This is a genomic window from Nitritalea sp., assembly GCF_054166705.1.
The window spans coordinates 101,683-117,084 of record NZ_JBSZCV010000015.1 but is presented as its reverse complement, the minus strand read 5'-3'; the positions used below and the strand labels follow the sequence as shown (position 1 = coordinate 117,084).

Here is a 15,402-nt window from a genome sequence, read left to right as displayed (position 1 = left end):
ATGTGGAGGCCTTCAGTATTTATTCACCGTAGTATTCTACAAAATTGCGTGGCGTCTCATATAACGTCAGCTTATGCAAGCCACCGAAAGGGACGATTTCTGCCACCGCTGGCGCTAAGATTTTCCAAAACTCCATCACTAAAATCTCACAGCTCGCCATCTTTCCCTTCATAAAAGGAACGTCTAAGTTCAAGTTTTTATGATCTACCTCAGCGATAATTAATTTACGAATCAGGTCGCTAAGTGCCTTTAAATCGACGACGAAGCCTGTTTCTGGATCTGGAGTTCCTTTCACGGTTACGATCAGTTCGAAATTATGCCCATGCCAATTGACATTGGCGCAAGGGCCAAATACTTCCTTGTTTTTTTCTTCTGACCAGTTGGGATTCCACAGTTTATGAGCAGCATTAAAGTGCTCTTTACGACATACTAATACCATGCTTGACGCTTTAAGACCGCAAAATTACAAAATAATACGCACAATACTTGATTTCCACATAGGAAAGCCCGTAGAGAATAAAAAAAGGCCAACCTGCTTAGGCTAGCCTCTTTACTTTCATAAGGTACGAAAAACAAACTATTTATTTGCGTTAAGCTCTTCGATGAAGGTAACTAGATGGTCTTCCCGAGAGAGGTTCAAGTTCCTGTTTTTCAGGATAGACTTCGCTAGCGCACGGTCTTCTGGCGCCAAAGCTTTTAATATAGAATTATTTTTAAGCCGTACACTTTCAGCTTCTTTATTTACACCTAAGAGATAGATGTTTTCTCCGAACACAAACATTTTGCCCGGTGAGGGCGCATAACTATTTTTCACAGGCTCTTGTAAAGTAGTACGAAAAGTCCTTACGACAGTGTAATAATTCCCTTCTGCCAGAACATTTACAAAATCATCTGCTGTAACACCGCGAAGTCCGTCATATCCACTCTGAAAGTTTAGCGTACGAAGCTCCCCTTTATCAGGAGAAAACTTTCCTGCTGGGCGCTCAAGAGACACCTTACGCACCTGCTTTTTTTCCAATATAAAACGCGTCCCCTGCTCATTCATAATTTCGAGCTCATTTTCGAAGGTATTCACCTTCATCGAAACGCGTTCCTTCACCTCGCCTCCTCGAAGGGTGATGTCGGCATAAGACCAGTCATCAAACAGATAAGGACTTCCATCGATGCCGCTGTAAGGGGTGGCACGTACAGGAACCCCATTCATATTTAAGTTGGCTATCTGGGCTTGACCTGAAAAGCCAAGCGCCAGTAGCAACCCTAAGACAAATACTTTTTTCATTTTAATTTTTAATTATTCGCTTAGTAAATATAGTATTGTTTATCCTGATCACCAAAACATATACTCCATTTACTGCAGGCATCTGGACGTTGGTCTGGAATGCTTCGCCATCTTTGCGCAGCGCCTGCTCCTGCACCGTACGTCCCTGCATATCGATGAGACGTAGCTGCACTTCTCCTCTTTCTGCATTCGAAACGTTTACACGTAGCACATCACGCGTAGGATTCGGCCCTACAAATATCCCAAATTGTGCTAGTTCGGGTTCTCCTGTGGCCGAAAGCACCACTGTGGGACTGGAGACACGGTTACATGCTCCCGAAATAAGGGCTACTTGGTAGGTACCAGACGCATCAGCAATAAAGGAACGATTCGTGGCTCCCGGTATCGGCTGCCCGTTCAAGTACCACTGGAACCCATCACCTGGCTGTTGAGAAGTAAGCATGTTTCCATTTACGACAATATTCGGCTGCGGTAAATTATTGGCCACTATCGTCACATTTCGTGTAAAGCGCACCTGTTGGCCAGCACCCTCTGCCACTAAAGTAACCGCGAAAACACCTGTCTGCTCAAAGGTAAAGGTTAATAGCTCTTGCTCTGAAACGGGAGCATCATTAATAAGCCAGCTGAACGCAGACACATTGCCTTCACTCGTATTCGTGAACTCGGTAAGAGCTCCTACACATGCAAAACTCACATCAAAATTCGCAAACACGGCATCCTGGCAAGCTACCGATAGCCAGCCCGTAGCATTTTCAATTTGAGCATTAGCGCCCAGTGTAACCACTGACTCTGTTTGGAGATTTACGTTTTCTACGGCTAGATTTTCGATACAGAGACGCACATAAGGGTCAAACATAAACAAGCCTGTCGTAGAAGAACTTATACGTGCCCCTGACTGCAGTCCGGTAGGATCCCAATTCCCCGTCACGCGAAGGGTATTGGCCTGTAAGTCGATGCGTGCGGAGGCTGAGGTCTCTAAAGTACCCACTTGCAGGGAATTTTGCGCGATGCGTAAAGCACCAGAAGCCACGCGAAGGCGCCCCATACTCGGGGAAGCAGATACAGTTAATTCACCCGACTGCACCTCGAGCGCACCAGGTGCCGGTGTAGCTCCTAGGCGATACATCGCTTCACCAGAACCCGCATAGCGTAAGGTGAGCCCTGCGGGCAAGGTTGCACCCTGCGCCACATCTAAATCTCCCTGAAAAACGAGTGTATTTACACCCGAAAGCCGAGTGCCGGCTTGCATATTCAGCCTTTGAACGGTAAGCGTACTTTGATCTAGCTGCACTTGTCCCCCTACGAGCGTAAGGTCGCCTAGGCTTCCCACAGACTGAAAGCTCCAGCTGCCACTCTCTACACGGGTAAAGAAATTCGTGAAAGATGCATTCGCAAAAGATACTTGCTGAGGGTTTGGTGAATCAGAGCGCAACACAAAACCACCATTCGTAAATACGGTAGCCGCACTAGCCAGTCGAATACCGTTCGCAATCTCTAAGGTGTTACCTTCGAGATCGAAACGCACTTCTTGACCAAAGGTATTTAGGCTAAAGGCCTGACTGTTCGCTGGCACACGAATGGATAAGGCTGCCTCCTGATCGAAGATTACCCGGGTTCCTGACCCAGGAACACGATTTGCGGGTGCGCCTCCCCGATTTAGTGACCAGTTGGTAGGATTCGTCCAATCGCCCGTGGCTCCACCTATCCAGTAGAGCGTTTCGGCACTGGCATCTTGCACACCAGCTGTAAAAATAAGTCCAAATTCTTGGGCCCCATTGCGCAAGCTTCCCTTATGCGACACGCGCAAGGTATAGCGTCTTGGCTCTGGGTTTGGAATCCAAACTTGCTCGACATTATCCCGAATATTATCTTGATTTCGACTGGCAGGAGCAAGTGCACCGCGTGTCAGGTCTAGTGTCCAGGGGAAAAATTCACGTCCCTGGTCATCAAATATACGTAAGTCTAAGTCATTTACTAGTTTAATATCCCGAGGATTTAAGGAAGTAGGCGAAGGACTACCTTCAGGATCCGTCCAGGCGATGCTGGCACGAATCGGACTGCCGTCAGAAATAAACTCATAGGTAAAAGTTTCCCCATTGCGAAGTGTTTCTTCACGGATTAAGCGTCCCACACCGTCTTCCTCCATAATCTGCAAGCCTGCTGCCTCAGCATTCAGAAGTCCCCAGCCAAAGGCATAATCAGGACCAGGATTTGGCCCGGCCTCTCGCGCGGTGTGTATCGCTAATGCTTTTAAGGTAGAAGAGCGCATGTAGCGATTGGCATTACGCTGGGCATATAATTGCTGTAAAAGTGCTAGTGCACCCGCCACATTAGGCGCAGCCATGGAAGTTCCGCTGAGACTGGCATAGGAGTCGGACTCCCCACCGTTCGCGATAGCCGCACTAAATACACTTACACCCACACCGACTAAATCCGGTTTGATACGCCCATCATCTGTAGGTCCCCATGAAGAAAAAGAGCTCATGACCACGTCGCTGGGCTGCGTATAATTTAGCACGCGATTAACAGCACCTACTGTGATCACATTTTTAGCTACGCCCTGCGGGCCAATGGTATCTTCAGGTCCATCCGGCGGCCGAGAACCGTCACCGGAGTCATTCCGATCATTTCCGGCAGCCCACACAATCGTATAATAAGGCAGCGAAAAAGCCAAAGCATCCAATGCTTGACTCACACCAGAGTAAAAACCAAAACGAAAATCTTCTTGTGTGGAAACAGAGGTATTTCCAGCCCACTGCCAGTTACCGGCATTATTTCGAAACCACCCTAGAACGAAGCCATAGGAGTGGTTAGAGACCAAATGTCCATTTGGCCGAATGACAGGATCATAGGCATTGGCATTCATTTTAGAGACGTCAGCGTCCCAGTTAAAGGACCAGCCCGTGGCTGCAAAGGCCATTCCACGAGCATTCGGATTGATACCAGCGGCGATCATGGTTCCGGCTACGTGCGTGGCGTGATTACTAATGGTCTCGGTAGAGCCATCGATTTGCCGCATTCTATTTTGAAACTCGACGTGATCGAGTCTGGGGCGCGTTTGATCGTAAATTCCGAGGGTGAGTCCCTGACCATTCAAATTAGTGCCCATAGCTCCTCCCGGTTGGAGTGCTGACACTCCTGTGGACTGAGCAGCGCCCGTATTCATGGTCGTAAAATAAACCGGATGATTTTGGGCATCGAAATACTGTAGGGTGGCTGTCCGCTCACCATCGAGGGCATAACTGAGTGGAAACCCAAGGGCTGCGGCGCGCATTTTCACCTCTTCTTTGGTCGGCATCAGCTGCTGAAAACGGGTGTCAAAACCTTCCCGCATCGTGATTCTGAGTTCTTTTAAAGTGGGGTCCTCTGCCTCGATACCTTGGCCAAAGGATATTTGCCCGATTAAAAGAAATAATAAGGTAATTTTAGTAAAGCTTCTTTTCATACACATCTCTTTCAACAAATAATAACTTCACAATATATGAAAAGTTAAAAAAAAAGCGGGAAAAATATCCCGCTTTTCGTTGCTTATTTAACCTTTCTTAGGAAGCGAGGAGCGGTCTAGACGATCCTCTGTTCTCGTGTTACCATCATCCACTGGTTCTACTGCTCCAGGGAAGAGAATGGCCGTACCTCCGTCACCCCAGGAATTCACCCAAGTAATCTCGATGACATAGTCTACATCTGGAAGATTCGGCGTATCTACCACGCGTCCATTAATGGTATAAGTATCACCAAACTGATCTCTGTTACTTGGGTCACCTGTGATAACATCACAGACATCTGTCACAAAACCAGCCTGTTTAGGATCACCATAGACGAGCGCAAAATGACCAAGAGTAATATCATCGAGCGCATAACGTCCCGCACCTGTAGCAGCAGTGAATACTACTTGGCCACCGAAACTGGTAGGGTTGTCATAGGTGAAGCTTTGACTGATTCCACCCTGTCCATTACCTACACGAATAAAATTCCAAGCCACGTCATAGCGGTCAGCGAGGGCAGAAGGACAAACCACACGAATCCTAACTGTAACTTGCGCATAATTCGCACTAACCACCGCACCACTACTCGCATCAGTTATTCGTAACACTAAGTTCGGAGTCTCAGAGGGTGTTATGTTTCCCGTTAAAACTTCGATTGGGAACTGCGCGATATTTTGACCGGCAGGTATAGTGATCGATGTACTTGGTAATTCATAGTGTACACCGCGAACAGCGGTAGAAGTATTCACCACTTCTACATTCACAGTCACTGGCTGGTTTTGAGGCGGAGCCACTAGGTTAATTTGCGCTTGCGCTAAGTCTCTCTGAGTTTCACTTAAGCGAACAAAGCTTGCTGCAAAGCCATTTTGAGGTAAGGTAGAGGCGTCAAACTCAACCTCCATACCCTCCCAAGTGGCGAAGAAATCCGATTCTTCCATACAGGAGGAAAGCATTCCTCCTAAGAAGAGTAGAAGTAAAGCGTATATTTTTGTCGTTTTCATAAATGCTTAGGATTTAGTAACCAGGGTTTTGTTCCAAATCAGGGTTCAGCTGAATCTGGCTCTGTGGAAGGAAAGAGAGGATACGGTAGTCATTAAAAGGTACTGGCGGTAATCCTCTGTGCTTGCGAATCGCAAGGCCATTACGCTTCAGGTCAAAGAAACGGTGTCCTTCCATAGCGAACTCTACGCGTTTTTCTTGTAGTATCGCCTCGAATAGAGCATTACCCGTTAACCCAGCGTCTACTGCTGGAAGCGAACGCTTGGCACGTAGTGCATTCAAATCCGCACGTGCACCCGCATTATCTCCTAGCTTCTGCCGTGCCTCAGCACGGATAAGGAAAAGTTCAGAGCCACGTAAGATGGGTAGATTTTCCAAGAACTCACCCTTAGCACCTCTCCACTTGTTAGAGGCGAAAACCGGACCGGCAAAACCTGCGCGAGTTGTCTGTTCCCATGCTGCCATACGTGCATCTCCTTCTTCCATGCTCGCGATCAACTCGCGGGAAGCACTGGCGATAAACTGAGCATTCGGGAAGGCATTTGAAGTCAAAGAAGACATAGAGTTGTTCACCCCGTCCACTGTAGACCAGTCTACCTGTCTGATTTCTACTTCAAAAATCGACTCAGGATTTGGGAACGTATTGAACGCGTTACGATAGTTATCTGGCTCGATGAGCCCGGTACCGTTTTCAGCTAAACCTACCGTCGCCATCGCTTGGGTGGCAAGTGCAGCCGCTCTGTCGTTTCTACCCCAGTAGAGATAAACGCGTGCTAAAAGCGCTTGAGCAGCACCTCGCGTAGCGCGATACACACCTGGACTAGCCCCCATCGCTACAGGAGGTAAAAGGTCAATGGCTGCTAATAAATCTGCTTCCACCTGCTCATATACCTGTGTGATCGTATTTCGCGTACGAAGGTCCGCATCCGAAAAGGAAAGAGTCGCATTCGTCCGCAGAATAGTAGAAAGATTCCAGTTATTCACTTCACGGTTCGGCTCATAGCCATAAATACGAGCGAAATCGAAGTGTGTGAGTGCACGCACAAAATGCGCTTCTCCCTTTAAACGGTTTTTCGTGGCCTCAGCACCTGGGACGTTATCTACACCATCTAAAATGATATTGGCATCATTAATAGCAGACCAGATAGCGGTGTTCCAGATTTGCATATGTGCACGATCCTGGTTTACCTCTTCACCGATATAACGGCCTGTATTCGCGATCATCAATACGTTATCAGCGAGTACTTCAGGGGCGATCATCATGGTCTGCCCATAGTAACCGAAGTTACGTAGACGGCCATACATCGTTAAGGAAATACCATTAAAGCCATTAACGTCGGCTAGTGCCTGATCTACCGTTAAGCTTTGTCTCGGATCCACATCTAGCACATCGGAACAAGAGCCGAAGGCCAGCATAGTGGCAGCGAGTGCGATAGAAAATATATTCTTTTTCATGTGATGCTTGGGATTAGAAACTTAAATTGATACCCGCAGTAATTTGCTGTGCATTCGGGAAGGCTGCGAAGAAAGAGCCACCTAAACCTAAACCTGCAACTTCAGGATCGATACCTACATAGTTTGTCCAGGTTAACAAATTGATTCCTTGAACGAAGGCATTCGCCTGAGCTACACCGACTTTCTTTGTCAATGTCGTCGGTAAAGCGTAGTTTAAGGTCACTTGCTTTAAGCGAATATAAGAACCATCACTCACCTGGCGGGAAGAGAACGACACATAAGAAGATCCTCCTGGACGTGCGCCTGTTTCCCATGGCATCGGATTAGAAACCACATCACCTGGCTGTCTCCAGTGGTTCATTTGATCTCTTAGCTGGTTATTAGGGCCTGATCCTGTGGAACCTAAATTTAATAAGTCATCATTAACGGCTAAGTTACCGAACTGATACTGGAAGAAGACCTCTAAAGAGAAAGGACCATAGCTAAAGTTGTTAGAAAATCCACCATAGGATGTAGGGAGTAAGCTTCCTAAATAGCTATCTTGAACGTCCGCATCTCGAATGGTATAGGTATAGTTTCCATTAGCATCTAAATACATCGGACGACCATTTGCAGGGTTTACACCCAATGAACGTGCACGGAAGATAGGCTGTAAAGGCTTACCTACCACTAACGTGTTACCTACACGCTCATCATCCCCGAAGATAGAAAGTAATTCATTTTCAAGGAAGGTAACGTTAAAGGAAGTCGACCATCTGAATTTACCTGCCACAACGTTAACTGTCTGGATATCAAAGTCGATCCCTTGATTACGCACTTGACCCGCATTACGCGTGATAGATCCGAAACCAGAGTCAAAAGGCAATGGAGTGGCGAACAATAACTCACGAGAATCTCTTCTCCAGAAGTCGATCGTCGTAATAACGCGACCATTAAAGAAAATACCGTCGATACCAATGTTAGTCGTTTCTGCTTCTTCCCAAGTTAATAAGTCATTTCCTAACTGAGAAAGAGCTAAACCTGGAGAGCCTAAATACTGACCTGTAGAGGCCACTAAAGATAAAGAAGCGAAATTAGGAATCTCTGAGTTACCCGTTACCCCGTAAGAGGCACGTAACCTTAAATTATCTAACCAGCTCACATCACGAAGGAATCCTTCATTAGAGAGTCTCCAACCTACTGAAGCAGCTCCGAAATTACCATACTGCACGTTCGCACCAAAACGAGAGTGACCGTCACGACGTAAGATGAAATCTGCTGTGTAGGTATCGTTATAATCGTACTTCGCTTGTCCGAAGAAACCTACACGCACAAACTCTGTAAAGCTTGAGTTTACGTTTAAAGGTACGGCAGCATTTTGCAGATAGCGCAGTAATGGATTAGCGAAACCCTGACCAGTAGCAGACATAAATTCACGCGTCTCAGATTTATACTCATACCCTAGGATACCCGAAATGGTATGTACATCCGCAAAACGCTTGTTGAAGTTAAAGTTCTGGTTCGTGTTAAAGTTAACATTACGACGATCGACGAAAACAGAGCTACCTCCCTGGCCACGGAATGCCGCGATAGTGGATGGACGATTGTTTTCCTCACGAATGTCCGCGAAATCGATACCTGCGAAAGAGGTAAAGGATAACCATGGCGTAAACTGGTAGTTCAGCTGAATGTTAGAAACCGTTTGAACGGTGTTCGCCAAACGCAATTCTTGGGCAGCACCTTGTACAATATTATAGCCAAATAAGTGATCAGAAGGGTAGTCTCTGAAAGTACCGTCTTCATTTCGAATCGGAACTCCAGGACGCGCCGTGAAGCCCGCTTGGAAAGGTGAGTTCACGAAGTTACCGCGATCGATCGCACCATTTGTTTTCTGATAGGCTAAAGAAAGCGTCGTATTTATCGTCAACTTCTGATTCGGACGATGTGACAAGTTTAAACGACCAGTAGCACGCTGCCAATCAGCAGAAACTAATTGAGAACCCTGATTCGTAAAAGATCCGGAAAGGAAAAACGTTGTTTTTTCATCCCCTCCTGACATGGATAGATCATATACACTTAAACGATCATCAGCAAAAACTGCGTCCACCCAGCTGTTAGAAAAAAGGTTTGGATCTTCAGGATTGCCATAAATAGAAATAGCATCGTTTACATTTCTGCCAGAGTTTCTAAATGCCTCGATTTTCAAAGTGGCTAATTCACGGGCATCCATAACATCGTATAGACCAAGAGGGCGAACTACCCCTTCTTGAACAGAAAGACGTACTTTGGTTGCTCCTTTTTGACCTCTTTTCGTCGTAATGATTACCACACCATTAGCAGCCTGAGCACCGTAGATCGCTCCAGCGGCAGCATCTTTAAGAACCTCGATAGACTCGATGTCATTCGGGTTAATAGAAGCTAGCGCATTTTGAGAGCCTTGACCCGCTAAACCACCAGAAGGCACTTGTACCCCATCGATGATGTAAAGCGGATCATTACCCGCATTAACGGAACCGACACCGCGGATACGCACGTTGATGGCACCACCTGGCTGCCCAGTACCTGAGGTGATTTGTACCCCTGCGATACGTCCTTGGATAGCTCGATCAAAAGACTGCATGGGTAAATCTTGGAAGATCTCTCCTTTTACAGAAGAAATAGCACCTGTAATTTCCCTTTTAGACTGATCACCATAGGACGTTACCACAACTTCCGATAGAGACTGCACATCAGGGACCATGGTAACATTTACAATAGACCGGTTACCGATGCTGACATCCTGTGAGCGTAGCCCGATAAAGCTGAAGGTAAGGGTGTTGCTGTTTTCAGGAACACTAATGGAGAACTTACCGTCTAAATCGGTCGCAACTCCTATCGTGGTTCCTCTCACCACAACGGACACCCCCGGTACAGGTTCATTGTCCTCCTGGGAGATGACCGTACCGGTAATGATGCGGCTCTGCGCAAATGCCGAAGCAGAAGCAAATAGCAGCATCAAACCAAATAGTAAAATTTTCTTCATGTTTGATTAGTTAAGTGTAACATTCGAGCAATGTTAGAGATTAACCAGAAATTATGCAAGTTCGTTTTAAAAATTTACGACCATACAAACAAGATAAACCCACCTTAAATTCTGTTTTAAGACCATTCATCAATTATTATTCTAATAATCGAAGTAATAAGCGGAAACCGAGACCATTTAAAGAATTTTAACATTAAAAAACAAAATTATATTCTTTAACACAATAATGTTTGATTTTTATGGATTTTGTAAAAATACAGGCCTGAAATTAATTTTTAGACACATACGCTAGACTAAAAGCAAAAAACCCTTAACATGGGATTTGATTAAATAAATACTTGTAATAATTATATAAACAACCCTTAAAGGATAGGAAAAATCAGATTAACACAAAAAATTATCTAGCCAGACTAATAGAAAAAGTACTTTATTCAAAAAAATGGTAATTTAAGATTATTTGGCTATTTAGCCATTTTACCTAATTTATTAAAATAGAGATTCTACGATTAAAGGCCCTCCCCTCCGCAGTTTCATTACTACGGATGGGCTCCGAATCGCCGACTCCTTTCGCCTGCAGGCGGGATTCTGAGATACCCCTCATGATGAGGTAATCGCGAACACTTTGCGCTCTGCGCAAACTAAGGTCCTTATTATAGGCAGGTGCCCCTACATTATCTGTGTGCCCGGTAATGGTAATAGATAAGGTAGGATTATCCTGTAAAAATGTAACTAGCTTACGTAAAGAGGTCTTCGACGCTTCCTTTAAAGAAAATCGGTCAAAATCAAAGAATACATTTTCGAACACAAAAGATTTTCCTGATCCGACGGGGACTAATACGATATTCTCTTTCACCAACTGAGAGAAATCGATTTTCTGAAGATTGTAGATACCGGGCAGATACCCTTTACTCTCCACATAAAGCCCCGTCATTTCCTTAGACGGATAAAGCATCATGAACTCCCCAGTTTTCGTGTCCGCTTGGAAGGTGTACAAGACTGAATCTTGGTTCAAGTTAATGAGTGACAAACGCGCGCCGATGGGCTGGCCAGATTCTTCGTCAAAAACGCGTCCGCGAACAACATGGATAGGTGTACCTAAAGAAATGGCCTCTTGGGGAAATCGGAACCGGTATAAAAAGGATCTGCGCTGCACCTCGTTTTCCACTAAAGACTCCGTATAGTAGGCGTAATCTGATTGAGCGGTGATAAAAAGAGACAGTTGATCATTCTGATCGTTTATCGGGTAGCCGATGTTTTGCGGCTGTATGAAAGCGCCCTCCATAAGCTCACTTTTAAAAAGATCATAACCTCCAAAGCCCAGATGCCCATCTGAAGAAAAAAACAAGCGCTCATTATTGAAGTAGATAAAGGGGGATACTTCATTACCTGCGGTATTGATAACAGGGCCAGCATTTTGGGCTTCGCCCCAATTTCCCTCCTGATCCCGCACGGCATACCAGATGTCATTTTGTCCATAGCCTCCAGGACGATTAGAGCTAAAAAAAAGCATACTACCGTCGGCGGATAGAGAGGGCTGGGAATCCCAAAAACGGCTATTGACTTCCTTTCCCATATTCTTGGCCTTCGTCCACTCCCCATCCTTTCGGTAAGAAATATAGAGATCACAGGAGCCTTGAGAATCTGGCGCATCACAGGAGGTAAAAATTAGTATAGTTCCGTCTGCAGAAATGGTGCTAGTGCCTTCATTATAGCGAGAATTTATATTTGAAGATATATTAAAGGGTTCTGTCCAGCTCTTACTTTCTTCTCTGTAAAAGCTCGTGTAAATATCCTCATCTTGGCGATGATCCATGCCGTCACGCTTCACGAAAATAAGCTGTTTACTATCGGCGGTCAACACAGGAAAGTATTGAAAGGTGAATTTATTAATCGGAGCGGGGAGTCGTTCTTTATCCACCACGATCGCTTGATGCATATTCTCCGCAATGAATGCAATACGTTTCTCTTCTTTTTCGAATACGAGCTGTGGAAGATGTCTTTCTAGGTTACTGGCATAGCGTTCGAAAAAGGCAGGAAGGGTGTCGAAACCTCCTAAGGCCAGTGCTATTTGGTATTTTGCCCAGATATACCGATCCACTACCCCTTGGTCAGGTTCATTTAACGTAAATCGGCGCGCTCCAGTCTCCAAGCGCTGTAAAGCCTCCACATGCCGAGAGCGGAGCAGTAGTATTTCTGCTTGTTTGGCATATGCTTCTAAAAAGTTTTTTTCCCTGTCGATCGCACGTTCCAGGTGATGAAGAGCACCGTCATAGACTTTTCGTGCGGCCAACTTATCCGCCTCTAAATAATAACTAATGGCTCGTTTATCACGGATGCTAAAATCTTGGGCCTGCAGCGTGAAAAAAAGCATTAGAAAAAGAAAGGATAGTGCGGGTTTCTTCATGGTTATGGGATTTCCATAAACTTATGGGTTTGCAAAGAAATTTGCCATTCAGGGTGTAATTTAATAAAATCAATGATACTTCCTAGGTATTTGGCTGACTTCGTCCATTCTGGCTGTAAACGAAAAACAGCGTTTTTAGCCATTTTTGCTGCATTCTGCTGTGCAAAATCGAAATCACTCTTATGACTGATGACCACTTTCAGCTCATCTGCGACGGTATAGATACTGGGGTGTGGTGCCTTAAACTTTTTCGGGCTAAATACCACCCAGTCGAAGTCCCCAGAAAAGGGATGTGCCCCAGATGTTTCGATATGCACTTGAAAACCCGCCTTTTTTAATGCATGGGTTAAAGGTCCTAAAGGATACAGCAGAGGTTCTCCTCCCGTAATGACGGCTAGTCGGCCGGGATAGGCACTGGCCCCTTGCACTATTTCTGCTATGGACTGGACAGGCCAGCGAGCTGCTTCCCAAGAATCTTTCACATCACACCAAACACAACCTACATCACAGCCCCCTACTCGAATAAAATAGGCTGCATGCCCAGTGAAAGTCCCCTCCCCTTGGACGGTATAAAAAGATTCCATAATAGGTAGGGCCAATCCCGCCCGCACCTGTGAAGAAAGAGCATGTGTTTCCATAGAAATTTTTGATTAAGCGGGTAATTGAACCGCATTCGAATAAAATAGGCCTGCAAAAGTACAACAAGATTACAGACTTAAAAAGTTTTAGCCCTATTCATAAAAAAAGGCATCTCCGAAGAGATGCCTTACCGATTACAATGTATGCCAAATTAATCCTCTGGAGCAGTCTCAGGTGCTGGTCGGGTAATCCGAACCTGTACACGCTGAAAATTAGGGCTAGCGATGATATCATCCGTATCGACTAGCTTTAAGGTAACATCTACAGAGCCTCCGATAGCACCCGTATTAATGATCCCTACCGTAACGAAACCAAAACTCTCATTAGCAGGAATACGAACACGCGTATCCGAAAGCGTAAAGTCGACACCCTCCACTGCCGTCGTAAACTCAGAGTCGATCTCTAGATCTACAAAAGTATCTTCGGCACGATGCGCAGAAACGAAGTTAACGCGAAACTCAGTCTCACCTACTGTATTCGCAACAGTACGTCGTGGAAATGGAAGACCACCTACGGGAGCGGTTAACACCGCAAAATCAAATTCAACCTCAGCACCTCTAAAAACCGGGCGATTTTGTTCCATACATGCACTAAACCCAAGAAGGAAAAGTGCCATAACATATATTACTAGCTTTTTCATGTTGTCAGTTTAGTAGCCTACATTTTGATTTAGATTCGGATTACCATCGATTTCACGCTGAGGGATCGGAGGTAAAATACGGAAATCTGTAAATTCCACACTATTTGCAGGGCCTATATATGTTTTATCGATATCTCTGCCTAAACGCTTGAGATCAAAGAAACGATGACCCTCGAACGCAAACTCCTTCAAGCGTTCTAGCAGAATCTCTTCTAAAATAGCATCACCTGACAGCTCCATCGGATCTAGACCTCTTAAAGCCTTGAAGTCATTTAGCTCTTGTAAAGCCTCTGTCGTGTTTCCTAAGAAGAAATTCGCTTCTGCACGGATAAGGTGTAGCTCCGACTTTCGAATCACAGGAGTGTTATCGCCAAAAGGGAAATCATTTTTAGCAATAAATTTCACATTTTCAATATTCCTACCCGCATTTCGTGTCGTATTGCCCGTAGTATATTGAAACCCGCGTACATCGTTATTCCGCGTTACATCATAAAGATTATTATTAGCCACTTGATCAGGATCGCTAGGATCGCCCAAGAATAACTCTTCTAGACCGAAAAGATCTAAGATTTTTTGCTGCGGAATAAAGTCTCCCCATCCACCTTGACCATTTCGGTTATCCAGACTTTGAAGAACTGTATAGGAAGATTGCAATGAAACATTCACCCCTAAGGCCTCTTCTGACAACTGGAAACGTACTTCGAACACGGATTCAGGATGCACAGAAACAGTCCATCCGGCAGCATAATTAGTAGCATTTAAAACTGTGCCCACAGGTCCAGCTAAAGCACCGGTAGCTGCCTGTACAGCCGTTTGATAATCTCCTCTGTAGAGGGCTACTCGCGCTAATAGTGCTTGTGCCGCATTACCAGAGGCAAACTGGACACCGCGACCAGCAGGCGTAAGTAATTCGATAGCATCGTTTAGATCCGACATGATTTGGTCGTAGTTTTCGTCGATCGTCGCACGTGGGGAGAAGCGATTTACTGCCACATCAGAGGAAATCGAGCCCTCTAAAGGCATCGGTATACCCCCTTCATCCACTATTCCTGGTGCGTAGATGGCTGTCGGCATGTAGGTATATGCCTTAACTAAATCGAAATAATACAGTGCCCTCAAAAATTTGAGCTCACCTTCCCAGCGATTAATGGTAGCCTCATTTGCCCCTTGAATGTTACCAGCAGCTATTCTATCAAGAAGAATATTAGCTTCATTAATGGCAAAGTAACTGTTTTGCCAATGATTAAAATGCGCATTGGGCTGGTTATTATTTTCACCAATAAAACGTCCCGAATTATTTGTAGTTCTTCCGACATCCGCTAAGGCATCTGCTACTGCTAGAAGATTCCGTCCATAATTAGCTTCTGCGCGAAGGCGCGCATAAACAGAATTAATGGCAGCATTGACCCCTTCGGAAGTATCCAAAGCGTTTTCAGCGTCTATCGACTGTCGTGGATCTACATCCAAACTACATGATACAAGCACACCAGATAGTAAAAC

At 45.4% G+C, this 15,402-nt stretch carries 10 protein-coding genes; all 10 read right to left on the bottom strand.

Annotation, left to right across the window (positions count from 1 at the left end):
* Positions 1–19: 19 nt before the first annotated feature.
* Positions 20–439, bottom strand: a complete 420-nt coding sequence (locus ACXIT9_RS10415; protein WP_458056167.1) for a 6-pyruvoyl trahydropterin synthase family protein — start codon at positions 437–439, stop codon at positions 20–22.
* A 138-nt stretch (positions 440–577) separates the two neighbouring features.
* Positions 578–1,279 carry a hypothetical protein gene (locus ACXIT9_RS10410; RefSeq protein ID WP_458056166.1) on the bottom strand — a complete coding sequence of 234 codons (702 nt, stop codon included), beginning with the start codon at positions 1,277–1,279 and terminating at the stop codon, positions 578–580.
* A 1-nt stretch (position 1,280) separates the two neighbouring features.
* Positions 1,281–4,724 (bottom strand): S8 family serine peptidase, encoded by a 3,444-nt coding sequence (locus ACXIT9_RS10405; RefSeq protein WP_458056165.1) that lies wholly within the window; start codon positions 4,722–4,724, stop codon positions 1,281–1,283.
* An 87-nt stretch (positions 4,725–4,811) separates the two neighbouring features.
* A complete protein-coding gene (locus ACXIT9_RS10400; protein WP_458056164.1) occupies positions 4,812–5,765 on the bottom strand; it encodes a hypothetical protein in 954 nt (317 codons plus the stop codon).
* Positions 5,766–5,778: 13 nt separating this feature from the next.
* Positions 5,779–7,218: a RagB/SusD family nutrient uptake outer membrane protein gene (locus ACXIT9_RS10395; protein WP_458056163.1), complete on the bottom strand. Its 1,440-nt coding sequence runs from the start codon at positions 7,216–7,218 to the stop codon at positions 5,779–5,781.
* A 13-nt stretch (positions 7,219–7,231) separates the two neighbouring features.
* Complete coding sequence (locus tag ACXIT9_RS10390; RefSeq protein WP_458056162.1) at positions 7,232–10,219, bottom strand: SusC/RagA family TonB-linked outer membrane protein; 2,988 nt, start codon at positions 10,217–10,219, stop codon at positions 7,232–7,234.
* 478 nt (positions 10,220–10,697) lie between these two features.
* Positions 10,698–12,623, bottom strand: a complete 1,926-nt coding sequence (locus ACXIT9_RS10385; protein WP_458056161.1) for an OmpA family protein — start codon at positions 12,621–12,623, stop codon at positions 10,698–10,700.
* 2 nt (positions 12,624–12,625) lie between these two features.
* The gene (locus ACXIT9_RS10380; protein WP_458056160.1) at positions 12,626–13,261 is read right to left on the bottom strand and encodes a 7-carboxy-7-deazaguanine synthase QueE; all 636 of its coding nucleotides are present in this window, start codon (positions 13,259–13,261) and stop codon (positions 12,626–12,628) included.
* Positions 13,262–13,413: 152 nt separating this feature from the next.
* The gene (locus ACXIT9_RS10375; protein ID WP_458056159.1) at positions 13,414–13,902 is read right to left on the bottom strand and encodes a DUF4843 domain-containing protein; all 489 of its coding nucleotides are present in this window, start codon (positions 13,900–13,902) and stop codon (positions 13,414–13,416) included.
* Between the two features lie 9 nt (positions 13,903–13,911).
* Positions 13,912–15,387: a RagB/SusD family nutrient uptake outer membrane protein gene (locus ACXIT9_RS10370; protein WP_458056158.1), complete on the bottom strand. Its 1,476-nt coding sequence runs from the start codon at positions 15,385–15,387 to the stop codon at positions 13,912–13,914.
* Between the last annotated feature and the right edge of the window lie 15 nt (positions 15,388–15,402).